Annotated in this window: 34 protein-coding genes; 10 read left to right on the forward strand and 24 right to left on the reverse strand. The window is 43.5% G+C overall.

Annotation, left to right across the window (positions count from 1 at the left end):
* Positions 1–41 precede the first annotated feature (41 nt).
* The 8 genes from tsaD to IGJ25_RS12065 form a co-directional block, all read right to left on the reverse strand.
* Positions 42–1,061 carry a tRNA (adenosine(37)-N6)-threonylcarbamoyltransferase complex transferase subunit TsaD gene (gene tsaD / locus IGJ25_RS12030; RefSeq protein WP_225001237.1) on the reverse strand — a complete coding sequence of 340 codons (1,020 nt, stop codon included), beginning with the start codon at positions 1,059–1,061 and terminating at the stop codon, positions 42–44.
* Positions 1,054–1,527, reverse strand: coding sequence for a ribosomal protein S18-alanine N-acetyltransferase (rimI, locus tag IGJ25_RS12035; RefSeq protein ID WP_225001236.1), 474 nt, complete (start codon positions 1,525–1,527; stop codon positions 1,054–1,056). The genes tsaD and rimI (IGJ25_RS12035) overlap by 8 nt, the downstream gene beginning before the upstream one ends.
* On the reverse strand, positions 1,520–2,062 hold the full coding sequence (gene rimI / locus IGJ25_RS12040) for a ribosomal protein S18-alanine N-acetyltransferase (protein ID WP_225001235.1): 543 nt from the start codon (positions 2,060–2,062) through the stop codon (positions 1,520–1,522). Before rimI (IGJ25_RS12040) ends, rimI (IGJ25_RS12035) begins: the two co-directional genes overlap by 8 nt.
* A complete protein-coding gene (tsaB, locus tag IGJ25_RS12045; RefSeq protein ID WP_231472623.1) occupies positions 2,046–2,771 on the reverse strand; it encodes a tRNA (adenosine(37)-N6)-threonylcarbamoyltransferase complex dimerization subunit type 1 TsaB in 726 nt (241 codons plus the stop codon). Before tsaB ends, rimI (IGJ25_RS12040) begins: the two co-directional genes overlap by 17 nt.
* Positions 2,772–3,034: 263 nt before the next feature.
* Positions 3,035–4,015, reverse strand: a complete 981-nt coding sequence (locus tag IGJ25_RS12050; RefSeq protein WP_060792273.1) for a LacI family DNA-binding transcriptional regulator — start codon at positions 4,013–4,015, stop codon at positions 3,035–3,037.
* A gap of 32 nt (positions 4,016–4,047) precedes the next feature.
* Complete coding sequence (gene galT, locus IGJ25_RS12055) at positions 4,048–5,532, reverse strand: UDP-glucose--hexose-1-phosphate uridylyltransferase (protein WP_225001233.1); 1,485 nt, start codon at positions 5,530–5,532, stop codon at positions 4,048–4,050.
* A gap of 3 nt (positions 5,533–5,535) precedes the next feature.
* Positions 5,536–6,534 (reverse strand): UDP-glucose 4-epimerase GalE, encoded by a 999-nt coding sequence (galE, locus tag IGJ25_RS12060; protein WP_005229400.1) that lies wholly within the window; start codon positions 6,532–6,534, stop codon positions 5,536–5,538.
* A 41-nt stretch (positions 6,535–6,575) separates the two neighbouring features.
* The gene (locus tag IGJ25_RS12065) at positions 6,576–7,733 is read right to left on the reverse strand and encodes a galactokinase (RefSeq protein WP_010749309.1); all 1,158 of its coding nucleotides are present in this window, start codon (positions 7,731–7,733) and stop codon (positions 6,576–6,578) included.
* A 150-nt stretch (positions 7,734–7,883) separates the two neighbouring features.
* On the opposite strand from IGJ25_RS12065, the gene IGJ25_RS12070 reads away from it, so the two are divergent.
* A complete protein-coding gene (locus tag IGJ25_RS12070) occupies positions 7,884–8,051 on the forward strand; it encodes a DUF3042 family protein (protein WP_017144401.1) in 168 nt (55 codons plus the stop codon).
* Between the two features lie 56 nt (positions 8,052–8,107).
* On the opposite strand, the gene IGJ25_RS12075 is transcribed toward IGJ25_RS12070, so the two are convergent.
* From IGJ25_RS12075 to IGJ25_RS12115, 9 genes are all read right to left on the reverse strand, one after another.
* Positions 8,108–8,464: a DUF488 domain-containing protein gene (locus IGJ25_RS12075; RefSeq protein WP_010749308.1), complete on the reverse strand. Its 357-nt coding sequence runs from the start codon at positions 8,462–8,464 to the stop codon at positions 8,108–8,110.
* A gap of 148 nt (positions 8,465–8,612) precedes the next feature.
* On the reverse strand, positions 8,613–9,014 hold the full coding sequence (locus IGJ25_RS12080; RefSeq protein ID WP_005229396.1) for a rhodanese-like domain-containing protein: 402 nt from the start codon (positions 9,012–9,014) through the stop codon (positions 8,613–8,615).
* 83 nt (positions 9,015–9,097) lie between these two features.
* Entirely contained in the window at positions 9,098–10,069 is a 972-nt protein-coding gene (locus tag IGJ25_RS12085; protein ID WP_005229395.1) for an ROK family glucokinase, read from the reverse strand.
* On the reverse strand, positions 10,069–10,278 hold the full coding sequence (locus IGJ25_RS12090) for a YqgQ family protein (RefSeq protein WP_005229394.1): 210 nt from the start codon (positions 10,276–10,278) through the stop codon (positions 10,069–10,071). The genes IGJ25_RS12085 and IGJ25_RS12090 overlap by 1 nt, the downstream gene beginning before the upstream one ends.
* 30 nt (positions 10,279–10,308) lie before the next feature.
* Positions 10,309–10,977 (reverse strand): rhomboid family intramembrane serine protease, encoded by a 669-nt coding sequence (locus IGJ25_RS12095; RefSeq protein WP_005229393.1) that lies wholly within the window; start codon positions 10,975–10,977, stop codon positions 10,309–10,311.
* Positions 10,978–10,989: 12 nt separating this feature from the next.
* On the reverse strand, positions 10,990–11,529 hold the full coding sequence (locus IGJ25_RS12100) for a 5-formyltetrahydrofolate cyclo-ligase (RefSeq protein WP_010749307.1): 540 nt from the start codon (positions 11,527–11,529) through the stop codon (positions 10,990–10,992).
* 90 nt (positions 11,530–11,619) lie between these two features.
* Positions 11,620–12,597 carry a FecCD family ABC transporter permease gene (locus tag IGJ25_RS12105; RefSeq protein WP_225001232.1) on the reverse strand — a complete coding sequence of 326 codons (978 nt, stop codon included), beginning with the start codon at positions 12,595–12,597 and terminating at the stop codon, positions 11,620–11,622.
* Positions 12,597–13,577, reverse strand: coding sequence for a FecCD family ABC transporter permease (locus tag IGJ25_RS12110; protein ID WP_081116275.1), 981 nt, complete (start codon positions 13,575–13,577; stop codon positions 12,597–12,599). The genes IGJ25_RS12105 and IGJ25_RS12110 overlap by 1 nt, the downstream gene beginning before the upstream one ends.
* The gene (locus IGJ25_RS12115) at positions 13,574–14,365 is read right to left on the reverse strand and encodes an ABC transporter ATP-binding protein (RefSeq protein ID WP_015510060.1); all 792 of its coding nucleotides are present in this window, start codon (positions 14,363–14,365) and stop codon (positions 13,574–13,576) included. The genes IGJ25_RS12110 and IGJ25_RS12115 overlap by 4 nt, the downstream gene beginning before the upstream one ends.
* A 202-nt stretch (positions 14,366–14,567) precedes the next feature.
* Here IGJ25_RS12115 and IGJ25_RS12120 point away from each other — a divergent pair, with 202 nt between their 5' ends.
* The 8 genes from IGJ25_RS12120 (at position 14,568) to IGJ25_RS12155 (ending at position 19,859) form a co-directional block, all read left to right on the forward strand.
* Entirely contained in the window at positions 14,568–15,527 is a 960-nt protein-coding gene (locus IGJ25_RS12120; RefSeq protein ID WP_081116276.1) for an ABC transporter substrate-binding protein, read from the forward strand.
* Positions 15,528–15,664: 137 nt separating this feature from the next.
* Positions 15,665–15,814, forward strand: coding sequence for a 50S ribosomal protein L33 (gene rpmG / locus IGJ25_RS12125; RefSeq protein ID WP_005229384.1), 150 nt, complete (start codon positions 15,665–15,667; stop codon positions 15,812–15,814).
* A 270-nt stretch (positions 15,815–16,084) separates the two neighbouring features.
* The gene (locus IGJ25_RS12130; RefSeq protein ID WP_081116277.1) at positions 16,085–16,288 is read left to right on the forward strand and encodes a hypothetical protein; all 204 of its coding nucleotides are present in this window, start codon (positions 16,085–16,087) and stop codon (positions 16,286–16,288) included.
* Between the two features lie 319 nt (positions 16,289–16,607).
* The gene (locus IGJ25_RS12135) at positions 16,608–16,859 is read left to right on the forward strand and encodes a hypothetical protein (RefSeq protein ID WP_081116278.1); all 252 of its coding nucleotides are present in this window, start codon (positions 16,608–16,610) and stop codon (positions 16,857–16,859) included.
* 70 nt (positions 16,860–16,929) lie between these two features.
* A complete protein-coding gene (gene fosX / locus IGJ25_RS12140) occupies positions 16,930–17,340 on the forward strand; it encodes a FosX/FosE/FosI family fosfomycin resistance hydrolase (protein WP_060792282.1) in 411 nt (136 codons plus the stop codon).
* A 64-nt stretch (positions 17,341–17,404) separates the two neighbouring features.
* Positions 17,405–17,791, forward strand: coding sequence for a VOC family protein (locus IGJ25_RS12145; protein WP_081116279.1), 387 nt, complete (start codon positions 17,405–17,407; stop codon positions 17,789–17,791).
* Between the two features lie 254 nt (positions 17,792–18,045).
* Positions 18,046–19,440, forward strand: a complete 1,395-nt coding sequence (locus IGJ25_RS12150) for a Y-family DNA polymerase (protein ID WP_225001231.1) — start codon at positions 18,046–18,048, stop codon at positions 19,438–19,440.
* 143 nt (positions 19,441–19,583) lie between these two features.
* Positions 19,584–19,859: a hypothetical protein gene (locus IGJ25_RS12155; RefSeq protein ID WP_005229370.1), complete on the forward strand. Its 276-nt coding sequence runs from the start codon at positions 19,584–19,586 to the stop codon at positions 19,857–19,859.
* 34 nt (positions 19,860–19,893) lie between these two features.
* Here IGJ25_RS12155 and IGJ25_RS12160 read toward each other — a convergent pair whose 3' ends face one another.
* The 4 genes from IGJ25_RS12160 to IGJ25_RS12175 all read right to left on the reverse strand — a co-directional run bounded on the left by IGJ25_RS12160 (position 19,894) and on the right by IGJ25_RS12175 (position 22,347).
* Entirely contained in the window at positions 19,894–20,352 is a 459-nt protein-coding gene (locus IGJ25_RS12160; RefSeq protein ID WP_005229368.1) for a hypothetical protein, read from the reverse strand.
* Between the two features lie 67 nt (positions 20,353–20,419).
* Entirely contained in the window at positions 20,420–20,788 is a 369-nt protein-coding gene (locus tag IGJ25_RS12165) for a thioesterase family protein (protein ID WP_005229366.1), read from the reverse strand.
* Positions 20,789–20,795: 7 nt separating this feature from the next.
* Entirely contained in the window at positions 20,796–22,010 is a 1,215-nt protein-coding gene (locus IGJ25_RS12170) for a CCA tRNA nucleotidyltransferase (protein WP_156236081.1), read from the reverse strand.
* On the reverse strand, positions 21,997–22,347 hold the full coding sequence (locus tag IGJ25_RS12175) for a nucleotide pyrophosphohydrolase (RefSeq protein WP_005231912.1): 351 nt from the start codon (positions 22,345–22,347) through the stop codon (positions 21,997–21,999). Before IGJ25_RS12175 ends, IGJ25_RS12170 begins: the two co-directional genes overlap by 14 nt.
* A gap of 137 nt (positions 22,348–22,484) precedes the next feature.
* On the opposite strand from IGJ25_RS12175, the gene IGJ25_RS12180 reads away from it, so the two are divergent.
* On the forward strand, positions 22,485–23,390 hold the full coding sequence (locus tag IGJ25_RS12180) for a YitT family protein (RefSeq protein WP_081116283.1): 906 nt from the start codon (positions 22,485–22,487) through the stop codon (positions 23,388–23,390).
* 44 nt (positions 23,391–23,434) lie between these two features.
* Here IGJ25_RS12180 and IGJ25_RS12185 read toward each other — a convergent pair whose 3' ends face one another.
* The 3 genes from IGJ25_RS12185 to IGJ25_RS12195 are packed head-to-tail and all read right to left on the reverse strand — an operon-like array spanning position 23,435 to position 26,311.
* Positions 23,435–23,992, reverse strand: a complete 558-nt coding sequence (locus tag IGJ25_RS12185; RefSeq protein ID WP_005229358.1) for a YpiB family protein — start codon at positions 23,990–23,992, stop codon at positions 23,435–23,437.
* Between the two features lie 9 nt (positions 23,993–24,001).
* Complete coding sequence (locus tag IGJ25_RS12190) at positions 24,002–25,261, reverse strand: tetratricopeptide repeat protein (protein WP_005229356.1); 1,260 nt, start codon at positions 25,259–25,261, stop codon at positions 24,002–24,004.
* The gene (locus IGJ25_RS12195) at positions 25,262–26,311 is read right to left on the reverse strand and encodes a hypothetical protein (protein ID WP_081116284.1); all 1,050 of its coding nucleotides are present in this window, start codon (positions 26,309–26,311) and stop codon (positions 25,262–25,264) included.
* Between the last annotated feature and the right edge of the window lie 92 nt (positions 26,312–26,403).

The raw sequence follows: 26,403 nt of genomic DNA on the forward strand, positions 1-26,403 counted from the left end.
TAAAAAAATACACCTAAGAACGGATCTTAGGTGCAATCATCTTAAGAAATCGTATGGGCAAAGCTGACACTTGGATCAGCATTCAATGAAAGATCTGCTAAGCGCTGCTTTTTCAACGCAACATGGGCATAGGCACCAATCATGGCCGCATTATCTCCGCAAAGACGCAACGGTGGAATCAACAATTCCACTTTCGGCAATTCCTGCATCGCTTTTTGTAAAGCGTCACGCAACCCTTGATTCGCGGCGACCCCGCCAGCGACGATCAGCTGGTTTACTGGATAGACTTGGCATGCCCGCACTGTTTTGTGAACCAATACTTCGACAACGCTGGCTTGGAAACTAGCTGCTAGATTTTCTACTGACAATGCTTCCTCTCTTTGCTGTGCATTATGCACAAAATTGATAAAGGAACTCTTTAAGCCACTGAAACTAAAATCAAAATTATCTTCTTGTATCATTGCTCGAGGAAAGTGATACGTATCACTGCCTAGATGCGCCAGGCGATCAATTTCTTTCCCACTAGGATACGGCAACCCCAGAATACGACCGACTTTGTCATAGGCTTCACCAGCGGCATCATCTCTCGTTTCACCGATGATCTCAAAAGAGCCATCTTCTGCCATATACACCAATTCGGTGTGGCCACCGCTGACCAATAATGCCATTAAAGGAAAAACCAATGGCTTCACTAGGCGAGCTGCATAAATATGTCCTGCCATGTGATTGACCGGAATCAGCGGTAAGCTGCGGGCCCAGGCAAAGGCTTTTGCTGCAGAAAGCCCAATCAACAGTGCCCCAACCAACCCTGGACCATAGGTAACAGCAACAGCTGACAACTCTTCAGGTTGGGTGTCGGCCTGTGTCAATGCTTCTTCGATACATAAAGTAATCTGTTCGACATGGTGACGACTAGCGACTTCTGGTACGACACCGCCGAAGCGCTGGTGGCTCTTGATCTGCGAAGCAACAATGTTACTTAAAATGGTGTCGCCGTTTTTAATCACTGCCACACTGGTTTCATCACAACTGCTTTCAATGGCTAAAATCAATTCATTCATTTGATTTTTGTCCGCCTACTTTCTTTTCCATAATCAACGCATCCTCTTCTGGATGACTGTAATATTTTTTTCTACGACCGATGACTGTATAGCCCATACGTACATAAAGAGCTTGTGCTTGCAAATTCGACACACGCACTTCAAGATAGATGCGCCGACCATCGGTTTGTTCCACGAGCGATTCCATTTGTTTCAACAATTCTTTCGCCAAACCACGACCTTGATACGCTGGTAAAACCGCTACATTAAACAGCTCTGCTTCATCCAGCACTTGCTGAAAACAGAGAAACCCAATCAGCTCTTGATTGGTTTTTCCATAACGGAACAAATAGCGACTGTTGCTGTTTTGCAAATCTTGTTGAAATTGCTGCACATTCCAAGGCGAGCCAAAGGGATAGCTCTGATCTGCCAATGACCAGAGCATTTGCGGTGTCGGGATCGTTTGATCTGCTTGTTCGTTAGTCATTTAAAAATTTCACCATATCCAATGCGTCTTCATTGCCTTCGGTGTAGTACGCCGTTTTGATCGCCTGTGAAACAAACCCGAGGGTCCGATACAAACGTTGCGCATCACGATTGCCCAGGCGAACTTCTAATGTCAAACGGTCGCATTTGTTTTTCCTCGCATAACGTTCAATTTCTCCTAGCAAGAAAGAACCGATCCCTTTTCCTTGATAATCAGGAATGATCGCGATATTGGTGATATGGGCATCAGCGCCTAAAATCCGCACCCCGATAAACCCAATCATCCGCTCATTATGCAAGATGCCCAAATAAAGATGTTTGACCCGTGAATAAAGCTCTGACAAAAAGGCGCTCTTGGTCCAAGGCAGTTCCCCAGCATACACGAGACGCTCCACCTGCAGCAGCTCTTTAATGTCATCACCGACTAATTCACGAACAACGTACGTTTCCCCTCGTATCTCTTTTTTACGCTCTGGATATTTAATCTGACGGAAAAGAGCCAACTTTCCCGTCATCGTTTTAAATTTTTTCAACATAGGCATCCACTCCCGGTTCATGCGAGGCTAACCATTTTTCTTCGGCTTCAACTAATTTTAAATAGTCTGGTACAAAATCATGGATCGAACCCACCGGCGCTTCTTCTTTCGCAATAGCAGCTAAAACAACGCCACTCGGGTAATTCCATAACAACACTTGATTGATATGGGCTGTCGGCAGTTCCGCCTCGATCATGTCCTTAAATTTGACGGTATCAGCGCCGACAAATAGCACTTCTTGACCATCGACTGCTTTTAGCTGGGTCAATAATTCAGACAGTGAGATATGTTGGTCTTTGATCCTTGTTTCTAAGGTCCCATTATGCCATTGGTAGGCACCTGCGTAGACATTTTGACGGCGAGCGTCAAACAACGGGACGATCACTTGAGATACGCCCACGCAATTGGCAGCGACTGCTTTCAAACTAGAAACACCAATCAGCGGGATGTTCAATGTTTGCGCCAGCGTTTTTGCTGTTGTGACGCCGATTCGCAAACCCGTATACGAACCAGGACCTTTCGCAACAACGATTTGTTCCAGCTCTTTAGGTGCCATCCCCACCGCTTGCATCAATCCATCAATGGCAGGCATCAATGCTGTGCTGTGGTTTTTGATCGCCATCGTCTGGCTTTGTCCCAGCACTTCTTGACCATCAACCACTGCAACCGCCAGTGTTTGGTTTGAGGTATCAATCGCTAATGTTTTCATCTATCTTCTCCCCATTCAAAAAACTCTCTCATATTCTACCATATTCTAATCAAATGCCCAACCAAGTCTCCCAAAAGATGCCTGCGTTTAGAAAAAAAGCAATAGGACAACAATACCCGAACCGTTGAAAAAAGCAAGCGCGGCTGCAGCTGCAAACCGACGAGGCTGTTTAAAGGTTCGGGTAAGGCGATATTCATTTTTTGTTAATTCATTAAAACTCAGTTGACGTGTGTACCGACATCCTTCGGTGATTCAACTGGTTGCTAAGAAGATTGGCGCGTAATCAGTTCCGTTGCGATCGTAACTTTGCGAGGTACGGGAGCTGCATTCGTAATGATATCCAGTAAGGTCGTCACTGCCAGCTCCCCCAGCCATTCCGTATGAACTTTGATGGTTGACAGCGTCGGAAAGACGTACTTTGCAACACTGACATCGTTGAAGCCGATAATTGCAATCTCCTCAGGAATCTTGATGTTTTTTTCTTGCAAAGCACGCATAGCGCCAATCGCTAAGGCATCACTGGAAGCAAATAAAGCACTTGGCAACTCTTTGTTTTGCTGCAAATACTCTTTCATCGCCTCATAACCGCCCTCTACTGTAAACGGTGCGCTGAGATGATACTGCGGGTGGTGCAGCTTCAACCGACGGAGCCGTTCCTCAAAAATCCGGCGCCGAGGGTCTTCGATTTCTTGGTGATGATCCTTGGTAAACTCAACGCCTGATAACAAGCCGATCCTTTGGTGGCCTTTTGCAATAAAGTCATCGATCACTAAATCCACCGCTTGTTGAAAGTCCACTACCAGAGAATTGACGCCCTGAGCCAATGCGTCAAAATCGACCATCAACAAATTGGATTGGCTTTTTTTCAATTGTCGAATCTGGTGATCATCGAATTTCCCTAGTGCAATCGTTCCATCGACTGCGGTATCAGTCAATCCTTCGTAGGGTTCTTTCAGCAAACGAATCCCTAATTCTTCGGTTTTGTTTTCAATCCCGATACGGATCGCTAAGTAGTAAAGATCCGCTAATTCTTCCTCGGTATCAAACCATTGGATCAAGCGCATACTACTGGTTTCTGGCTGACTCTTTTTTTTATGTTTTGTGTAATTGAGTGCTTCTGCGGCTTTAAAAATTTTCTCTTTGGTTTCAGAACTGACCGATAATTCTGAATCGTAATTCAGCACCCGTGATACAGTGGCTGGCGAGACGCCAGCCTGTTGTGCAATATCTTTAATCGTTGCCATCTTCCAGCCTCCTTTTTTTGCGGGGAACTTTTTTATAAAGTAGCTATAAAGCGAGCAAAGGCCGCTTGCCCTGTCTGGTCTCGCTTGAAGACGCCTGCATGCGTCAATACTTGTGTAAAGACTTCCCCTAATGCATTACGTAAAATCTGCGACACGTTTTCGGCATTGCATTCTGGGTGCTGGGTTTTGATCGCATCTGCCCAAGGAATATGGTATGCCGCGATTTGATTGGGCTGATCCAATAGATAAGCAGTCACTTCTTCTAGTTCCGAAGCTAAACGCGGCGGGAGAACTGCCAAGCCCATGACTTCAATCAATCCGATATTTTCTTTTTTGATATGCTGCACTTCTTGATGCGGATGAAAAATGCCGTCAGGATGTTCTTTGGAAACATTATTATCCCGCAAGACTAAGTCCATTTCAAACAGCTCTCCTTGCTTGCGTGCGATCGGTGTCACCGTATGATGAGGCGTTCCATCTTCTGAAAAGGCATTGATCGAAACACTTGGATCTGAGTACTGTTGCCATTGGGCTAACACATATTGGCAAGCGGCGGCTAATTTTTGTTTGTTTTTCGCTTGTAGTCGTATCACCGACATTGGCCACTTCACGATCCCCGCAGCGACATCAGGAAAACCAGTTAAAGAAAAGCGTTGCTCGATCGGCGCTTTTGCCATGGCAAACGTGTGCCGTCCCCCTTGATAATGGTCATGAGACAAGATCGAACCCCCAACGATCGGCAGATCGGCATTGGACCCGACAAAATAATGCGGCATCACTTCAATGATCTGCAACAAGCGAGCGAAGGTTTGCAAATTGATTTTCATAGGACGATGGTCTAAAGAGAGAAAAATCGAATGCTCATTGTAGTAGGCATAGGGTGAATATTGAAAGCCCCATGCTTCATTATCCAAATTCATACGGATGATCCGATGGTTGGTCCGCGCTGGATAATTGACTCGTCCTTGGTAGCCTTCATTTTCCAAACACAACATACATTTCGGATAATCTACAGAAGCAGCAGCTCCTTCTTTAGCTATTTGCTTGGGATCTTTTTCAGGTTTTGATAAATTGATCGTGATCTCGATCTCCCCATATTCGGTATCAACTGGGAACACGATATTCTTTGCGATGGCCCGAGTCTTGATGTAATCATTTTGACGGCACAGCTCAAAGAAATAATCCGTCGCTTCTTTAGGATCATTGGCATAATGCTGCGCAAAAAAAGCATTGACTACTGAAGGCGGTGGCGTCAAAAAGTCCATCAACTGTGCTTCAAAGATTTCTCTTTCTGCGTGAGAATCGCCAATTTGCTGATTGCTCAAAGCGCATGCCACCAGCTCGTCCATCAAATCAATGGAGGAACGATCGACAGAACGAATTTCGCTGGGCTCAAAAACAGCTTCCCCGATCATGGCTAGTATTCGGTTTTGCAAATAAATACGATCCATTTCCATCCAGCCGCCAGCCTTGATTGCTAAAGTGACGAAATCGCTGATTGTTTGGCTGATCGTCATTGGTTATTCCTCCTGCCCTTGATACCCATTTGGATGGCTGACATGCCAATTCCAAGCAGTCTCGATGATTGCTTCGACGTCGGTATAGACTGGTTTCCAGCCTAAAACCTTTCGTGCTTTTTCACTCGATGCCACTAAGGTACTTGGATCACCGGCACGGCGAGGCGCCACTCTGGCTGGAATCTCTTTTTTCGTTACATTGCGAGCAGCTTCCACCATTTCTTTCACAGAGTACCCATGATTGCTGCCTAAATTGAAAACATTGCTCTCATTGCCTTTTTGTAAATATTCTAATGCCAACAGGTGAGCAGCAATCAGATCTTCGACATGGACATAATCGCGAACACAAGTACCATCTGGAGTATCGTAATCCTCCCCAAAAATCGCTACCTCTTTACGTTGTCCTAAAGCAGCTTGCAAGATGATCGGTACTAAGTGTGTTTCTGGATCATGGTCTTCACCAATAGAAGCATCCGACTTCGCGCCAGCCACATTGAAATAACGCAATGCGACATACTTCATTCCATAAGCTTCATCGCACCAACGCATCATTTTTTCCATGATCAACTTGCTTTCGCCATATGGATTTTTAGGATTTGTTGGGGTTTCTTCCGTGATTGGACTATGGTCAGGTTCCCCATAAGTTGCTGCTGTAGAGGAAAAGACGATATGTTTCACTTGATGTTCCTTCATCACTTCTAAGAGGACCTGCATCCCATACACATTATTGTTGAAATACTTCAATGGTTTTTCCACAGATTCTCCCACCAAAGAGCTGGCAGCAAAGTGAATCACGCCATCGATCGTTTCTTTTTCAAATACCGATTGTAAAAATGCTTTGTCGCGAATATCTCCTTCATAAAAGGTTGCTGCTGGATGGATCGCTTGGCGATGTCCTGTCAGCAAATTGTCAACGACAACGACTTGTTTTCCTTGTTCGATCAATTGATCGACTGCATGAGAACCGATATAGCCGGCTCCTCCTAATACTAAAATCGCCATATTTTCAGCCTTCTTTCTTCATTCCTTCATCGTTTCTTATTCTACAGTTTTCGTGCACCATCATCAATACTTGCTTGATAAATGTCGGTTGCGTAGCCGATTTCTGCTAAATAGGCTGCTTTGACTGACGCTTCGAAATCAGCCCATTCACTTGCTTTGACCAATGCGATCCCGCACCCGCCAAAGCCCGCACCCGTCATCCGCGCACCTAGAACAGCAGGGTGCGCTTGAGCGGCTGCGACTAGTGTATCTAGTTCATGCCCTGTCACTTCATAATCATCTCGCAATGAAGCATGGGAGGCATTTAATAACTGGCCGAATTCTTCAAGATCACCAGCAGTCAAAGCAGCTTTTGCTTTCAATGTCCGTTGGTTTTCCGTCACCGCATGTTTCGCCCGTTTGATCAAGCGTGGATCATCGATCAATGCTGTATTTGCAAAAAAGGTTGCTTCGTCTAATGCGCCCAATGAATCAATGGCTAATGATTTTTGCAAACGAGCCAATGCTTCTTCACATTCTGCACGTCGTTCATTGTATTTAGAATCAGCCAATTCGCGTCGCTTATTGGTATTCATGATCGCTACGACATAATCGCCAAATGCCGCTGGTACGACTTCATAATTTAACGTGTTCGTATCTAAAAGCAATGCATGGTCTTTTTGACCCATTCCGATCGCAAATTGATCCATGATCCCTGAGTTAACGCCAATAAACTCATTTTCGACTTTCTTGCCGATTTTAACTAAGTCCAAGGTCGTCAGGGTTAAATCAAAGAGATCTTTTAGACAAACCCCCGTCAGCAATTCAATCGATGCCGAAGAAGAAAGACCTGCGCCATTCGGAATGTTGCCATAAAAAGCGATGTCAAAGCCTCGATCGATCACTTGCCCCGCTTCTTTTAGGAAACGAACGACTCCTTTCGGATAGTTTGTCCAATCATCTTCTTTTCGGTAATCCAGCTCATCTAACGAAAAGGAGATCACGCCTTTTTCTGGAAAGTTCTCTGAATAGAGTTGGATCAACTGGTCTTCACGTTTTCGTGCTACTGCATACGTCCCTAATGTGATCGCCGCCGGGAAAACATAACCGCCATTGTAATCCGTGTGTTCACCGATCAAGTTGATTCTCCCTGGTGCAAAATACATGCCTGTGCCTTCTGTTCCAAATTTATCAATAAATATCTGTTGCAATTGCTCCATTTCTCTCACTCCCACTTTCTTTTTAGTAAACTTATTGTAAAATATTTACTAAATTATTTCAAGCGTTTTCAGTCCCAAAAGTGATTTTTTTTGATATTTTTTCCGTTTTCATTCATAATGAACCTATAACTAAAGGCGAGGTGTTTAATGATGAAACGATTTCTTTCAGGATTTTTAGTAGGAACAGTCGCAACGGTTGCTGCAGCTGCAAGTGTTGTTATGACGGTCAAGAAACAAGTGATTGATCCAATTGATGAACAACAAGCGGATCATGATGAAAAACGGAAACGTGCGATGCGTAAAAGCGTTGCCCGTTAATCATTAGCTACAAAAGAGCCGTCAGCCTTCAATAGGCTGGCGGCTCTTTTAGGTAATCATTCTTCCTTCTCCAATAAGTCCTGCAAAATCACGGCTTGATTTTGTTCTTCATTTTTCGCTCCGTATAGTAAGGTCACGGTCTCTTGTTCAGCAACCAACGCGTTTAACTGTGCCAAGGCATCTTTAGCGGGCGCTTTCTCTAATTCTTGTAGATAGCGGTCTTTAAACGCATCAAAACGTTCAGGATCATGCCCAAACCATTTGCGCAATTCAGTACTTGGTGCGACTGCTTTGAGCCATAGATCGATCTGAGCTGTTTCCTTTTTCATCCCTCTAGGCCAGATGCGATCCACCAATACCCGATAGCCATCTGTCGTTTCCGCCGCTTCATAAATTCTTTTTCGCTTGATCAACGCACACTCTCCTTATTAATAGACCTAAGTTCAAATAAAGGCAAAAGCCCACAATGTAAATTGAACAATGACTTACTTGAAACACTCCGTTTGGTGTTTCGTCACTCATTCAAATTTGCTTGTGTTCTTTTGCCTTGAGTTCTCTATTTTATAAACTATTTTTCTTTTTCGTCTTGCCGCTCCAGCCTTCATATCCTTCTTTTAGGATATAGACATTGGTAAAGCCTTCTTTACGTAATTTATTCGCTGCGCGAATACTCAACGATTTACGCGTGTCATATAAGTAGATCGGTTGATCTTTACGAAATGCGCTGAAGGAATTCGTCAAAACAGTAAAAGGAATATTACGCGCCCCTAAAATATGTCCACTGTCAAACTCATTTTTTTCCCGAACATCGATCACTTGGGCTTTCTTCATTCCTGCTTTGAATTCATCTTCTGAGATGATCGTTGCTGAACGGCGTCCCATGATTTGAAAATACGCCCAGTTCAAAGCGATTGCTAAGATGATTAATCCCAAAACCAAGTTTAGCCACATAATTGGTGTCATTTCTTCTATTCCTCTCTATTGTAACAATCATTCTTTTTTTGATTTATGCTGCTTGAATGTATCATTGCCTAGCAGCTTGGCATCTAAGCTTTTGCTGCAAATTGCAAAGCTAATGATGCTGCCCCGATCACACCGGCATCATTCCCAAGTTCTGCCAATTTGATTTCGGTACTTTCCGTTACCTGTGGGAAGGTAAACTGAGCAAAGTAGGCAGCAACCCGTTCACGTAAAAATTCACCGGCTGCTGATACGCCTCCACCTAAAACGATACTCGATGGATTTAATGTGTTTCCTAAGTTTCCGCATGCCAACCCAAGGTAGAAGCACACTTTATCAACGACCATCAAGCCAAATGGATCGTTTGCTTGAGCCGCTTCAAAAATATCTTTACTTGAAACATCTTCCCCATTGTCCAGCTGCTGTTTCAATGCCGAATCGCCAGCATATTCTTCTGCCAACTGTCGAGCAACTCGCACAACACCCGTCGCACTAGAAACCGTTTCTAAACAACCACGTTTGCCGCAAGTACATTCAAACCCTTCAGGATCAACAGTGATATGACCGATTTCTCCAGCACAACCAGCAACCCCATGAAGCAATTGCCCTTCCATGATGATACCGCCGCCAACACCTGTACCTAATGTGATAAAGATGACATCAGGATTGTTATCCCCTGCCCCTTTCCAGCGCTCACCTAAAGCTGCTACATTGGCATCGTTATCGATGGCAAAGGGGATTTTTGTGCCTTTTTCAATCAGTTCTTTGACTGGCTGAAGTGTTTTCCAGTTCAGATTGTAGGCACCGATAACGGTTCCTTTGTCACGATCGACACTTCCTGGTGTCCCCATACCAATACCGATAAATGCTTCTGGCTGTAAGCCATATAATTCTAGGCGATGATTGATCGATGCCACGATTTCTGGCACAATATGTGAGCCTTCATCAAGAATATTGGTGTCAATACTCCATTTTTGCTGAATCTCGCCTTCGCTCGTTAAAATAGCGAATTTCACCGTTGTTCCGCCTAAATCAATTCCGATGATTTTTTTGTCCATCACTTGTTTTCCTCCCGGCTTTCTTCAATTCGATGCTCCCGCGTAAGAATTCGCCGGGCAGTCAGATATACATCCCGATCTATCAAGCGACTGTCATAAAAGTTTTTCAGCTCGATTTGCATCAGTTCTATATCGTAGATCCGCTTGCCGACATATACGTAAACACCAAATTGTTTCAGTAATTGTTGTACGTCATATAACGTTTCCATTTAACCACTTCCTGCTTATTATACAAGTAATTAATATTTTTTAAAACCATATATCACAAAAATAGCCAATAAGAAAACAAAGAGTACGCCAGAGAGGATTCTGGTGTGGATCGAATATTTTCCATAGTTCTTTGGCAATGCCAAAAGATTCCCTAACAATAACCCACCGAGGATCCCCCCAATGTGTCCCCACATATCGATCGTTTGATCAAACACCCCAAAAACCAGGTTCAATCCAACGAATAGGGCAAATTGCCGTACCATTGCTTGGATGCGGTAATCATTTCTAAAATGCCAACCTAAAATCAAAAATGCCCCGAAAAGTCCGAATAAAGAAGTACTAGCGCCTGCTGATTGAACCCCTATTTGGTTGAAGGCAAAACTCATGGTATTGCCCATGATGCCGCTTAGCAAATACAAGGCAAAAAAACGGCTATGACCATAGATGGCTTCTACTTGCTGCCCCATATAATACAGAATCACAGAATTGATCGCAAAATGAGCCAAACCGAAATGTAGAAAGATCGGGGTAACGAAACGCCAATATTCATTTAAATAAACGACAAACGGACCAAACATCACCCCGCCTGATTGAATAGAGGGACTAAAATAACCTAAGATAAACACAATTGTTTGGATAGCTAAAAACAGATACGTGAAGACCGGCTGATTCAGCCATCTTTTCATTTGAGAATTCATTGACGTGCTCCTTTACGTGCGAATAAGAGAATCCGTATAGATTTTATCGATTGGGATGTCGAATACATCTGGTGTCCATTGATCGTTGAATTGCTCTCCGAAGACCAAAGAAACGGTCTTGCCATCGAAAGCTGACAAGAAACGATCATAATAGCCACCGCCAAAGCCGATGCGATAGCCGTTTTTAGAAAACGCCAAACCGGGAACAATCAGCAAATCCAAGTGATGGGCTTCTTGCTCACTGATCGGCTCTTCAACTCCAAATGCCGACGCTTCATAACGTGTTGTCGGCTCCACATGATAAAACTGCAATTTTTTCTGTTGTGCTTTCGGCACTGCGATTCGTTTGTTTTGTTCAAATCCTTTAGCAAAAATAGCCGCTGTATCAAATTCAAATGGCAACGAACGGATCACACCTACTGACTCAGCTGTTTGCCAAATCTGAGAAGAAAACAGCAACTGCAAAATCAGCGTTTCTTTCTGCTGCTTTTGTTTGATTGGCATTTGTTTTAATGTTTGGATCATGTGCTCTCTAATGACTGGTTTTTCCATTGGATCACTCCTCTCAGAAATAGTACCAAAAACTGTGTCCAAATAGCAAACTAGAATCGCAGTTTTCTTGACAAGTTCATGACTAGTTGCTCATCCTTCTTTACGTCGGATCAGCAAAAAGACAAAGTATGGTGCCCCTACGATAGAAATGATGATACCAGCTGGGATCTCGCCGCTTGTCAATAGCAAACGACCGATCGTATCACTGACTAAGACTAGCAGACTGCCGATCATTCCCGCTAAGAAAAAGGCACTGCGAGATTCTCTGCCGATGAGTCCCTTAGCGATATGAGGCGCCAATAAGCCCACAAAGGCTAAATTACCAGTATAGCCAACCGTACTGGCAGCTAAACCAACCGCGATCACTAAAAACCACGTCCGCAAACGGGTCAAAGAAACCCCTAAGCTAATTGCCTGCTCCTCGCCAAAGCCAAGTAAGTTAAGCCTTGGTACGGTCCAGAAAGCTGCGGCAGACAATACGATGACCCAAGGAAGCAGGCTGGTGATTTGCTGCCAAGAAGTTCCCCAAATCGAACCAGAAAGCCACGCTGTTACAAAGCGATAGCGGTCTTTTGATAATTCCACCGTAAAGAGTAAGGTAACCGCCGCCAGCCCTGCATTGACGGCGATTCCCGCCAGCAGTACTCGCTCCATCGATAACAATTGGCGGTGCTTATAGGCAATCAAATAGACCAGTACAGCACCTAATAAACCACCGATGATCCCAACGACAGGCAAAAGCTGAGATCCTTGGGTATAAAAACCTAAGTAGATCATCACAAAGAGCCCTGCCCCATTGTTGATTCCTACGATACTTGCATCAGCCAACTCATTTCTCGTTACTCCTTGCAAGACAAACCCAGAAAAACCAAAGGCACCACCAGCGATCAGCGATAGACAAGCCCGTGGTAGTCGAAACTCAGTAAACGTCAGTACTTGACTCGAAGATGCCGTTCCTTGAAAGATTGCCCCTAATGCCTGAAAGGATAAAATTGTTTTTCCCACCATGACACTTCCTAGAAAAGCGACCATCAGCAGTAGGAAAAAAACAGAGAGTGTTTTTTTCATCAGCCTTCCCTCCGTATCTTGATCAATAGAAAAGGCACACCAATCAATGCCATCAGTATCCCAAAGGGTGTCTCAAAGGGCGGATTGATCAGGCGGCCAGCCAGATCAGCGGCCATCACCAGTGTTCCCCCTACAAGGATCGTCAAAGGCAAAATCAGTTGATAGTTTTTGCCCACCATTCCCCGCACGACATGAGGAACCATTAAGCCGACAAAACTGACCGGTCCAACAAGCGAAACCGCCATTCCCGCCAAAACTACGACTAACAGTAAGGCAGATGCCCGAATCAGATGCGGGTGCTTGCCTAATGAAATGACGGTGTCATCTCCTAGCGCTAACAGATTCAACGCTTTTCCTAGACGTAGCACAAAAACGATGGCAATCAGATAGATGGGGCCCACAAAACGCAGTTGCTGCCAAGTCACATTTGCGGCACCACCGATAAACCAAAAGGCTAGCTCTTGATTTAAATCAAATTGCAGTGACAGGGTCTGGCTGATGGCTGAGAAAAAAGAACTTAATGCCACACCAGCCAAAATCAAGCCTGTAGGTGACATACCCAATTTGGCATAGCGAGTCAGTAAAAAAAGCAGCGCAGTTGCCGCAAAGGCACCAAAAAAGGAAAATAGCGCCGCTTGACTCGGTTGCACACTAGGAAATAGGATAAATGCGATCGCTAATCCCATCGCAGCCCCACTGTTGACACCTAAAAGACCGCCATCTGCCAGAGCGTTTTTCGTAATTCCCTGCATGATAGCTCCCGTAACAGCAAAACAACTTCCTACTAGAAAAGCAGCCAACACACGGGGCAATCGAATATTGCGCAAGATTTGATGCAGCTGATTCTCATAATCAAAAGCAAAGATAGCATCCCAGATCGTTTCAAAGGAAAGGTCTGTAGCGCCTTGGGTGATCGCCAAAAAGAAACAGATAATAAAGCAGCCGCTAAAAAGCAGCAGCAACCAAGGAAACTTTTTCATGCTTGGGCTCCTAACTCATAGGTCAAGACCAATGGCTTTGTGCTATTAGGAAAGGTACCTAACATGGCATCGATCTCAAACAAACGCTGCAGCCACTCTTTGGTCAGCACTGTTTCTGGTGTACCAGAAACCAACAGTTCTCCACCTTTTAATGCATAAATATAATCAGAAAAACGTGAGGCATGATTCAGGTCATGAATCGACATAATGATCGTTTTTCCGTAGGTTTTATTGATTTGCTGTAATAAGAGCAAAATTTCTAATTGATGCGCTGGATCTAAAAAGGTCGTTGGTTCATCTAAAATCACGATATCCGTATCTTGCGCAAGTGCCATGGCAATCCAAACGCGCTGTTTTTGTCCCCCTGACAGCGTGCTGATCGTTTCATCTGCTAGTGCTGTCAAACCCGTTGCCTGCAAGGACCAGTCGATCGCCGCAAGATCTTGTTCCGATAAACTATTTAGTCCTTTTTGATAGGGAAAACGACCATAAGAAACAATTTCGCGAATCGTCAAGCCAATCGATGAATCGCTAACTTGTGAGAGCAGCGCAATCTTTTTCGCTACTTCTTTAGTTTTGATGTTTTGCAGGTTTTGTGCATCTAAGAGGACCTCACCAGACAATGGCTGTAAAATTCGGGCAAGTGCCTTTAAAAACGTCGATTTCCCACTGCCGTTCGGACCAATCAAGCCGATGATTTTCCCTTCTGGCATCTCAATTGTTAGATTTTGCACAATTTTTTGTTTTTGATAGCCGACACTCAAGTCAACTGTTCGTAATTTCGCCATATTCGTCCCCAAAATAAATGATTGATAATGCTTATCAATTATGAATGTAATCCTACTATTCGTCAATAGTTCTAAAAAAAGGAAATAAAAAAATAAGATTGACAAAGGAGCGTTTCTTCGTGATAATAGCTATCAGCAAATGAGAACTATTCTCAATTAAAATAATAAGTGCTCAACATGTAACAAAGGAGGAAGTGTTTCTATGAAACAATGGTCAAAAAGAAGTACTTGGCTTACCCTGCTAGCTGCCTGCTCCCTTACCCTACTGGGTGCTTGCAGCACGAATAATGACTCAACGGATAGCAGTGGATCAGCCACTACTTCTTCAGAAATAGCAACAACCTTTACCGATGCGATGGGAAATGAAGTCACTGTTCCCGAAAACCCACAACGGGTGATCGGTAGTTATTTGGAAGATTATTTGGTCGCTTTAGGGGTAACACCGGTTGCTCAATGGACCGTCGGTAATGACAGTGATCAAGCATACTTGCAAGACAAACTAGCGGAGGTTCCAAGGATCAACTACGATCTGCCCTTTGAAGATGTCTTGAGCTTTGAGCCAGACCTGCTGCTGATGGATAGCAATTCCATGGTGGAAGGCGACAAATATGATCAGTACAGTAAAATCGCGCCGACCTATGTGGTCACAAATGGCGAAGACGTGACCTGGCGGGAACGTCTGACAGATATCGCAAAGGTGTTACACAAAGAAGAGCAAGCTGCCCAAGTAGAAGCTGATTATGATGAATTAGTCGCTGCTACCAAGGAAACGTATGCTGATCAAATCCAAGGCAAGTCGATCGCTGTATTATGGGTGGTCAATAACTCTGTCTTCATGGTTTCAGAAACAAAATCAAGCGGTCAGCTGCTGTATCACGAACTCGGTTTTGAAGTTCCCTCACTGGTTTCGGAAATCAGTGAAAGTGCCACTGCTGACTGGTCTGCCGTTTCTCTGGAAAAATTAGCAGAATTGGATGCCGATTACTTGATTTTAGTGAATAGTGATAAAGGCGCTGATTTTTTCAGCGAACAAGTCTGGCAAAATCTTGATGCAGTCAAAAACAATCATTTATGGGAATTCGGTCCTGAATCAAGCTGGCTCTACAACGGTCCTATCGCCTATACCAAAATGATCGAAGATATCCAGAGCAAATTGGACTAATGCGTTTCAAGTAATTCGTCAAGTAAAACTACTTAACAAATTTCAGGAAAAAGCTAGCATTCCCGCACAAAACATGCTATTATATTTTAGTCTGAGAGATTTCTTAGAGGATTCTTGTATCGTTAGGGGGGAAAATCATGCGCGTAAACATCACATTAGAGTGCACTTCTTGTAAAGAACGCAACTACTTATCAAACAAAAACAAACGTAACAATCCTGATCGTTTGGAAAAGAAAAAATATTGCCCACGTGAAAGAAAAGTTACTTTACACCGCGAAACAAAATAATACTATTTAAGAAGTTCGCAAACGCTGATAACCAAGGCGTTTGCGAACTTCTTTTTTGTAAAAACTAGCTTTGAGGTGATAGTTTTGAATGGAACTCCCTTTCTATTAGCCCTTGTTCTTTCAAACTTAGATAGTAATTGCATCGTCTCCTTGATTGCTCTTTGTTTTAGCTACTTCTTGACTTCTCTTCTTTGGACTTTTAGGCCATTTCTTTGTAAAGTCACAAAAATAAATTTTAATGTATAATGTATATAAAAAAGGAGAAACTAAATGTTTATCAAAGAAGAAAAAGAGTTTCGTTGCAACCATTGCAAAAAAGTGATCGACACAGGGGAAGTCGTTTGGACAAAATGGCCGTTTCCGCCGAAAGCTTCTGCTTACCAACTAAAACCCAGAAAAGAATTAGCACTGATAAACGCGCCGATCCTTTGCCTAAATTGCTCAGAAAAGCTTCTCCTGGAACACATCGAATAACTATTCTTTTCATCGTTTTATTGTCTCTCTTTGTCCATCATAAAAAAAGCAGGCAGTAGCCAAATTCACTTAGTGAATGCACTGCTGCTTTTTTGAATAAGCATCAGGAGAACGCATGAGCAGCAACAAAGATTTCAGGGGCGATTAAGCGGCAGCTTTATTTTCCGAAATTTTTTGCAGTATCTCTCCCGCGATTATGCGCGAGATGATTTTGGCAATAACCATAATATGAAGCCGCTCTCTCCCGTTGCCACCTTTTCTGTATACTTTGATCTCCGATCGACCCTTTCATGCTATACTGCCTATAGGAGGTGAACCCATGCTTGGCAATTTTGCGTATCTACCTAGTAACTATCGTCTGTTTTATGGCGCTTTTCTTTTTGCTCTTATTGGAAATATGCTTTTCATTTTCATCAAACACCCTGCTTGGACCTTTAGCCTACCGACGGTGATTGTCCTCTTCTTAATAAATGTCTTCTTTTGGACAAAATACACGAAGAAACTTATTCCTTGCGCAACAGATACACTGTTTTATGTTCTGCTCTTCCTCTTGGTATTTCACAATCACTAACATAATGCTTCTTTTGATACTGATTGTTTCTCTTTCCCCTATTTCGTCATAGCAAAGGAGTGTTGATGCGATGGAGATTTCCCATATCACGTTGATCGTACAGAATTTAGCAAAGACGACAACGATGCTGGAAACATTGTTTGATGCAGAGGAAGTTTATGATAGTCAAGATCAGGCCCATTCTTACTTCCCAGAAAAATTCTTTTTGATCGATGGCTTATGGCTTGCTGTTATGGAGGATGCCTCCCAGAAGCTGCCGAAAACGTATAACCATATTGCCTTTAAAATCGATCAAGCTCAAATCGATTCCTTGATTACGCGCATCCAAGGACTAGGATTGAAGATCGAAAAAGATCGTTCCCGCATCAAAGGCGAAGGTGCTTCTATTTATTTTTATGACGATGACAACCATTTGTTTGAACTACACACTGGTACGTTGGCTGAACGGTTGCACCATTACCGTCTGACAGAAACGAGGTGATCATCATTACTAGCAACTGCATTGACTGTTATGTAAAGAACGCCCACATGAAAGGAAGAAAACAATGAAACTAGATATGGTCGGTATTATCACAAAAAACATGGAACAGGCACTGGCTTTTTATCAAGTACTTGGCTTCACGCCATTAGGTCAGCACTCAGAAGATTATATGGAATTAGCAAACGACGGGGTTCGCATCTCCTTGAATAGCCGCAAGATGGTTGCTGGGATCTACGGACATGCACCAATGACTGTGGGTGATACGATTGAATTAGCCTTTTTATGTGATTCTCCTGAAGAAGTTGATGCCCTTCATGCAAAAGTCGTTGCTGCTGGGTATCAGTCTTTCAAAGAACCTTGGTCTGCCTTTTGGGGACAACGCTATGCCATTGTCAAAGACATAGACGGCAATCTCTTAAGTTTGTTTGCAACTCTACCTGCCGAAAATTGATTTAAGCTACGACAGTCGGTCCAATGGATCGGCTGTTTTTTTATCCGTTTTTCGGGTAAAAAGACAAAACCCCGTATGTATGTCCAATCGAATTCTGATAATCTGAAATGAATGTATTCCTTATAAACCAACGTTTCCCATCATTATAAAACAAAAATAACTTCTCTATAAAAAAACAAATCCCCCTCATCCGCTCCTGTTCGCTTGACAAAAAAGAACAAACGTTCGTATAATTTCGGTAAGGAGTGATAAAAATGGGTGGTTTTAATTATGCGCTCGAGCCAAAACGCGATATCTTATTTATTGATGTCAAAAGTTTTTATGCTTCTGTAGAATGCATCTCTCGTGGATTAGATCCTATCCAAGCGATGCTGGTCGTCATGTCACATTCTGACAATACTGGTAACGGCTTAGTCTTAGCAGCTTCCCCAAAGGCAAAATCGGTATTGGGAATTTCAAATGTGACTCGCAATGACAACCTGCCGACACATCCCGATTTGTACAAAGCATCACCGCGTATGAGTTTTTATATCAAAGAAAACACCAAAGTCAATAATGTCTTTCGCAAATATGTTGGACAAGACGACTTGCTGCTCTATTCGATCGACGAAACGATGATGGATCTGACCCGTACATTGGATCTTTTCATTCCCGATAAAACGATCTCTCGCGAAGAAAAACGTTGGTTGATTGCCCAGCAAATTCAAAAAGACATTTACGAAACAACGAAATTGTATGTCACCATCGGCATTGGCGACAATCCATTGTTAGCAAAACTAGCTTTAGATAACGAATCCAAACACAATCGTTCCTTGATCGCTGAATGGACCTATGACGATGTACCGACAAAAGTTTGGCAGATCGCCCCTATGACAGAGTTTTGGGGGATCGGTCGGCGCACAGAAAAACGACTTCACTTGATGGGGATTGAAACGATCGAGCAATTGGCTCACGCCAGTCCTGATCTTTTACGCAGTCGCATGGGGATCATTGGCGAGCAGCTCTATCATCACGCCCATGGCATTGATCGCACGATTTTATCTGAACCGACACCACAAGTGATGGAAAAAAGCTACGGCAATAGCCAAGTCCTACATCGCAATTATTATTTACAAGAAGAAATCGAGATCGTCATCAAGGAAATGGCGGAACAAGTTGCCGCTCGGATTCGCCGTCATCATTGTCAGACCGCTTGTATCAATGTTTACATCGGCGTAGCCTTTAGTGAAACTGCCTCTGGTTTTTCCCGACAAATGAAGATCCCGCCAACTGACAATACCCGCAAACTTGTGGCTCATTGCCTGTTTCTCTTTCGAAAATTTTATACGGGGCAAGTCGTTCGCCACATTGGTATTACCTATTCAAAATTGGTTTATACAGAAAATGTCCAGCTGGATCTTTTTGAGCAAGCAGAAGCGCAGTTGCGCCAGCGTAAATTAGATTTGATCATCGATAAGATTCGTGAGAAATATGGCTTCACTTCGATCGTTCATGCCACAAGCCGAATGGAAGGCGCTCGCGCCATTGCTCGCAGCAAATTAGTCGGCGGACATGCCGGTGGTCTAGATGGGATCGCTAATATAGGACCCGTCCATCAGCAAAAGGAAAAAGAACCATTTGCTGATGGTTCGAAAAATACTGGCACTTGATTCGTTTTTCTTTCCTTTTTGCTGACAAATCTTAAGATAACATTAACAAACGGTCCATTTTTTAAAGATTTATGTAATTTCGATTCGCCCACCTCCCCCTTTGTTCTTTTCTAAGGTACTTTAATAGCAAGGAGTGTGAGCAGATGAAAATTGACAAAATCGAATACAAACGAGTCATCAACGGTGCGGGACACCTTGAGTACGATTTGCTGCAATATTTAGAAAAGAATCGGGCGACTGCTGCACAAAACCTGAAACAGTCTGAGATCGATTACCTTTTAGAAAAAGATATTCAGCATCGTATCATCCAACATGCGCGTAAGAGTTTCTTTGGCGATACGATCGTTTTAAAAGATGAATATGCCGAAGATTATCTTTTATTAAAAAAGTATACGGATATGTTCCAAGAATCATTCTAAAAAAAACGCAGAACCAACTGGTTCTGCGTTTTTCTTATTCTTCGAAATGTTCTTTATAAACATCATCGACTGTCTGGTTCGGGTCGATCACGATATAAAGGCTCTTCGTTTTCTCACTGATTTTTGTTGATTGGTATACGTTATCCAATCCTTCCGTATCTTTGTCCTTATATGGGAAATACACAAGATCCGGTGTACCGTTACGGTAAAGAATTTCCATCCGTTCGATATCTTCATATTTCAACGCACGGGCAAACATCCCTAATTCAAGCCCACCTAAGTTGATGTCATGCGTTGCCACATGATCGCCTTCTTGGAAGATTTCAATTTTGAACCCAGCACATGGATGAATCTCAACAAATTCGCTTCCGTGGATGCGGCCAAAACTGGTCGTGATTTGTTTGATCCACAAGTCACCGATGTAACGGCGCTCAATCGTCCATGTTTCTCCATTACGGAAATAAAATTTTAAAGCTTTCATTTCTCTAGCCATGACAAAACGCTCCTTTTTATTAGTAATACACTTTAATTCTAACACATAGTCGCCATCGGGACACAAATTAACTTTGTTTTTCGTTGACTTTTTTCATGAACCGAGAGATTTCCACTGCTGCTCGTTGATGCGTCCCATTGGCAATGATCTGTTGTTTCGCGTCTATTACCTGATAATGAAATTGGAGCCCCTGTTCTTTTTCCCACTGCACAAGAACTGTGATTGTCGCTCCAACTGGTGAAGGCTTCAAATGATTGATCGAAAACTTTGTACCGACGGTAGTAAACCCTTTATCTAAAGTAGGCTCAAGGGCTTCCCAACAGGTGTTTTCCACCATTGCTACCAATCGTGGGGTTGCTAAAACGTCTAATCCCCCAGAACCCAAAACAGCCGCAGTGTCTTGCTGTCCCACGATAAATTCTTTTTTGCTTTCCATTTTTCAGTTATCCCTCCTTTGCTAAATACGCTTGGACAAACGCTAATAGTGCTTCTTTTTCATTAGGGATTTTTCGTGTGATGACTGCAGCTTCGGCAGCGGTCAAGACTTCTTTGAGCCACGGACCAGAAGAACGATCGATCGTTTGTAGTAAATCACGTCCATTGATCGCCAACTCCTTCAGTGAATGGATCGGCAGCTGCTGATAGCGCTGACTGATTTTTGCTGGATCGTTGGGCTGATTGTCATAACGCAATAATCCTTCGGCTAAACAGGTTGCTTCTAGACCGAACTGATACAACACTAGGTCATTCCATTCGCCGTTTCGACGCGCGAGCAGTGCTTGATAAGCCGTGTGTACTTGGCGGATGCAGTCATTAGAACATTTCCAAGCTTTTAAAAAGCTGCGGACTGCCTCTGGCGCTAAACCCATTTGGTCAATGAGCAAAACCCAGGCCGCCGTTTCGTTTTCTAATGGGATCGCTGGCAGGTCTGCCATCCGCAGTAACGCCTCACCGTATCCCCGCAAGCCTGGGCAATAGATATAGCATTCGGTTTCTACTAGCGCCCGTAGTGCTTGGTTCCGATGATTGCCTAACAGCAATTTCACGAATTCAATCATGATCCGTTCAACAGAGATTTTTCCCAACAAGGCATGATTCGCATGGATAGCAGCCAATGTTTCTGTTTCTAAAACAAAGCCCAATTGACTGACAAAACGCAGCCCCCGCATCATTCGTAGGGCGTCCTCATGGAAACGTTCCTGGGGGTGACCCACTGCTCGTAAAATCTGATTATCGATATCTGCCAGACCATCGAAAAGATCAATGATGACACCATCTTCTTGAAGTGCCAACGCATTGATGGTAAAGTCCCGCCGTTTTAGATCTTCTTTCAGGGAACGGACAAAATCCACTTTGTCGGGTCTGCGGTAATCTTGATAGGCTGCTTCCGTTCGAAACGTAGTGATCTCATACTGCGCCTGCTCCCACAAAACCAACACCGTCCCATGCTCGATGCCAATGTCAATGGTTCGAGGAAAAAGCGCCTTGATTTCGGCTGGAAATGCACTGGTAGCAATATCGACATCATGGATCGGCTGGCCTAAGATCGTGTCTCGCACGCTGCCGCCGACAAAGTATGCTTCATAGCCTGCGGCTTCGATTTTTTTTAAAAGCGGTGCAGCTTCTGCAAATTCTTTTGGTAGTTTAGTCAGTTTCATTTACTTTCCCATCTTTTCTTTCAAAACGATACGCATCCCGCTGATTGAATTTTGCCATATTTTCCTCAAACACTTCAGTCAGGTCGATGTCTAGTGAATTGGCCATGATCATCGTCACAAAGAGTACATCACCGAGTTCTTCTGCCACTGTTTTTTCAACTTCATCGCTTTTTTTATTTTTTTCCCCGTAATAGTGATTCACTTCTCGCGCCAATTCGCCGACTTCTTCGGTCAAACGAGCCATTTGGGCGAGGGGGCTGAAATAGCCAGTTTTGAATTGCTGAATATACGCATCGACTTCTTCTTGCATCGATGCCAAAGAACGTTTTTCTGTCATTTTCTCCACCCTTTCTCGTTTATCTTACCAAAAGAATGGCTGCCTGCCTAGATAGAGCCCCCTTCAGGATTTGTTGTGCATTCAATGATTTCGTGCTACATTGATACTTGTGGAAGTTGAATAACGGAGGAAACAGGATGCGGGCATTTTTTTCATGGCGAACGATTCGCGATATTGTTTTGATTATTTTTGGTACAAGTATCTATGGCTTCGGTCTAGTCTATCTAAATATCCCAAATGACTTAGCAGAAGGCGGTGTGACGGGGATCACCTTGATCCTGCGAGCCTTATGGGGAATCAATCCTGCCATCAGTACACTGATCTTAAATATTCCGATCATTTTGATCGGTGGCAAAATTCTTGGTCGACGCTCATTAGTGTATACGATATTAGGAACTTTTGGTTTGTCTTTTTGGTTGGCATTTTGGCAGAGTGTTCCCCTGTTGATCGATCTGCAGCACGATCTGCTGATCGTTGCGCTCTTGGCTGGTTTGATTGCAGGGATCGGTAGTGGGATCGTCTACAAGGTCGGGGGAACGACTGGCGGAGTCGATGTATTGGCACGTATTTTAGAGAAAAACTTTGGGGTGACGATCGGTCGTTCGCTTTTGATCTTTGATGTGTTCGTCCTGTTGCTTTCTTTGACTTATATAGATTTGAACCGCATGATGTATACCTTGATTTTTTCTTATGTCTTCACGCGCGTGATCGATTCGATCCTAGATGGCGGCTATTCAGCCAAAGGGATCTTAGTGATCAGCAATCACAGCGAAGAGATGGCTCCTGTTTTAATGGATGAATTAGAACGAGGCGTCACGTTTTTACAGGGCGAAGGGGCTTACTCAAGAGTGGCGAAACAAATCATTTATATGGTGGTCAGCGGGCGGGAGATTTCTGAAGTCAAGCGCATCGTTCATGACTTTGATCCGCAAGCGTTTGTTTCTGTCATCAATGTCCATGAAGTCGAAGGTGAAGGCTTTACCTACTTAAGACCTAAGTCGCGGTTCTTACAGCGCAAAACCGCTGTTTCTAAAACAAAATAAAGACTGAAAAAAGCAGCCCCGGTTAAAGGGCTGCTTTTTGCTTGTTACCGGCTTTCTTCTTTTTGCTGGAGCAAGTGTCGATTTACTTCATCCGAAAGTTCTAAGAAGGCATCACGATCCCCATTTTCCAAGGCTAGATCGATTTGCCGATACAAGGTATCGATTTTGGTTTTTGTTTCTTCTTTTTCAAGATACTGGGTAACATGTTGGGTCATTTCTTGATCCAAGTGGTCGTTCCAACGTTCATAAGGATTGTCTTCTAAAACTGCTAAATAAAAGGATTGCGACCAAGAATCTGGGAAGAGACATTCAAGATACAAGGGTTGTTTCCAATTCATGCGAATCTCATGAAAAATCTGATCAATGTCATAAAAGGTCTGCCCTTCGATGCTCAAGACAAACGGTTCGCCCCCAATTTCTGTACTGCGGACACTCAAGCCCCGTTTGGCTGCGGCTGCCCCTTCTACAAAATGAACATTGGTCAAGATCGCTTCATGGTTCGCCAGATAGTTTAACACCCAAGAGACTTCTCGGCGGCTGAAGGAAACGGTCGAAACTAACCAATTAAGAAACTTTTTCTTTTCTTGTACATTGATGTTCATTTCTCTCACCTATCTTTCTAATAAGTCCTCCACGATCGACTGTACTTCTAAATCACCTGGCTCATGCGCCAAATAATGTTGCAGCAAATGAAGTGCTTCAGGTAAACGCCCTTCTTCACGTAAGAAAATGCCATATTCTTTCATAAATGCTGGCTCATGGTGCAAATCAGCATTGGCTTCTTCGTAATAGTTTGCTGCTTTGTCAAAATCTTCCAGCGCATTATACGCTTGCGCCAAATTCCAAAGGGCATGCGGCTGCTCATTGTCTTCCATTCGTTCGATGGTCAAGATCGCTTCTTGCCAACGCTCTTCATTCAAGTATAAATTACTTAAGGTCAGTAACGTATCATCTTCTTTGTCACCAGTCTCCAATGCTTTTAGTAAAAATGATTCTGCTGCTTCACTGTCATGAAGTCGGTAAGCATTCTCGGCAGCAAAATGATAGAAATCCACTTGATATGGATCTTCATGAATCCCTTCTTCGATCACACGCTGCGCTTCTTCCAGCTGCTCTTCTTCTTGCAATGCTTCTGCAAGATAAAGATACAAGGCACGGTATTGCGGATTCATGACCCGCAACTGCTGCAAGTAGCGAATCGCTTGTTCATTTTCTTTTAGCTGCAAATAGACTAAAGCTGTTTGAAAAAGACGCTCATCGGTCTGTTCGTCTTCTAGGCTTGCTTCAAAATATTCCAATGCCTCTTCAAACTTGCCCGCCATACTCAATGATGTACCAGTCCGTTCAACGATCGAGATCCCCGAAATATCCGTGATTTCTTCTTCCAGCAAACCTTGATAAAGGTCAACGGCTTCTTGATAGCGATCAGTCGAAAAGGCTAACTCAGCTAAGGCAAACCGTATCAAAGGTTCATCTGGCACAATGCTTTGCGCTTCTTTTAGTTTGGCTTCACTAACTTCAGGGATACCGATCAATTGGTAAAGATCCGCACTCAATAGCAAGGCTTGCAAATACGCTTCACTGGTCGGTGGTATTTGATCAATATAGGCAAAAGCCGTTTCGATCTGGTCTTCTTCCATCGCAATTTCTGCTAAAGGAAGCAGCAAAGCTTCATTATCAGGATGTCGTTGCTGCAAGGTTTCAAATAACGTTTTCGCCTCTTCCAAAAAGCCGATCTGCAATAGTTCATCACCTAAAGCGCCTAATGTCTCATCATCATCTTTTTGCAGAGCTTCGGTAAAATTTAATTGTGCTTCAGCCAGTTCTTCCGCGGCTAATGCTTTTAACATTTTTTCACTATATGTTTCCATTTAAACCCCTCGAATCTCATTGATTAATCGCTGATAAGTCTCCATCGTCTGGACGAGATCTTTTTCCTCGATTTTCGTTCTGCCCCCTATTGTACCAACTTTTGCCAAAAATAACAGTTTTTTTTCTTTTTGCTGCAATTCTAGTACATGACTGAAATATTCGCTTAATGAAAAAGACTCGGGCAATTCGATGGGAAAGCCTAATCGGGCAAGCCATTGGCAGAACACGGGCAGATCGACAGTCAATTGCTGCTGCTGGACGGTCCACATAAAATGAAACAAAAAGCCAAAGAATAATTTCATCGCATCAGACAGCAAGTGCCCATTTTCCGTTCGATAAGCAGCATCAGCAAAGAGTTGGCCAAACTCCTCCAATTCGCTGCCTGATTGCTGGTATAGTTGGATCAACCGATCGGTATACGCAGCCAACGAATGTCTCATCAACGCCTGATGACTGGGATAGGTTCGATAAAGCTCTTTTAAAAACTCACTATCGGCAAGCACGCCACAACGAATCAGTGTCAAAAAATCGACCAATTTCCCATCGATCTGTTTTTCTGCGATCGTCTGATCGTAAATAACAAATTCGGGTGTATTAGGATTTTCCAGCATCGGGATATCTGGCTTTTTCACAACGATCGCTGTTTCTTTCACACTTTTAGCTAAGGCCCGCAAGGAAACGGGAATCAGCCAAAGCTGTGTCGTCAGAACCGACGTCGCGTGGATAAAACTGCTCAATGCCAACACGCCTTCATTGCCAAAACCGACGATCAGCTGCGGCTCCTGTTTTGAAAAGCGGCCGAAGAAATCCATTGCAGCTTTAAATTCACTAAAGTTGTTGCAATACATTTGATTGGTACAAATATACCAATTGACCTCTCGTGGCAAAAACAGGCGGGTCAATTTTTCTGAAAAGCGGTCATAATAGCGCTGATTCGTCAAAATGATCACCTGCTGCGGCTCGATCGACTGTTCTCTCATGACCGATGCTAGTGTTTCACCATAAGAAATTTGGGTTTCTTGTTCATTTCGGAAAAAAACAGCTTCCATCGGCTCACTCCTTTGCTACTACTTCCTATTATAACAAGAAGCCGCTTAAACACCTACTAAATCGCTAATGATTAGGAAGTATTTTCCTGTGA

Source organism: Enterococcus sp. DIV0240d (genome assembly GCF_051711245.1).
GTDB classification, from domain to species: domain Bacteria; phylum Bacillota; class Bacilli; order Lactobacillales; family Enterococcaceae; genus Enterococcus_D; species Enterococcus_D casseliflavus.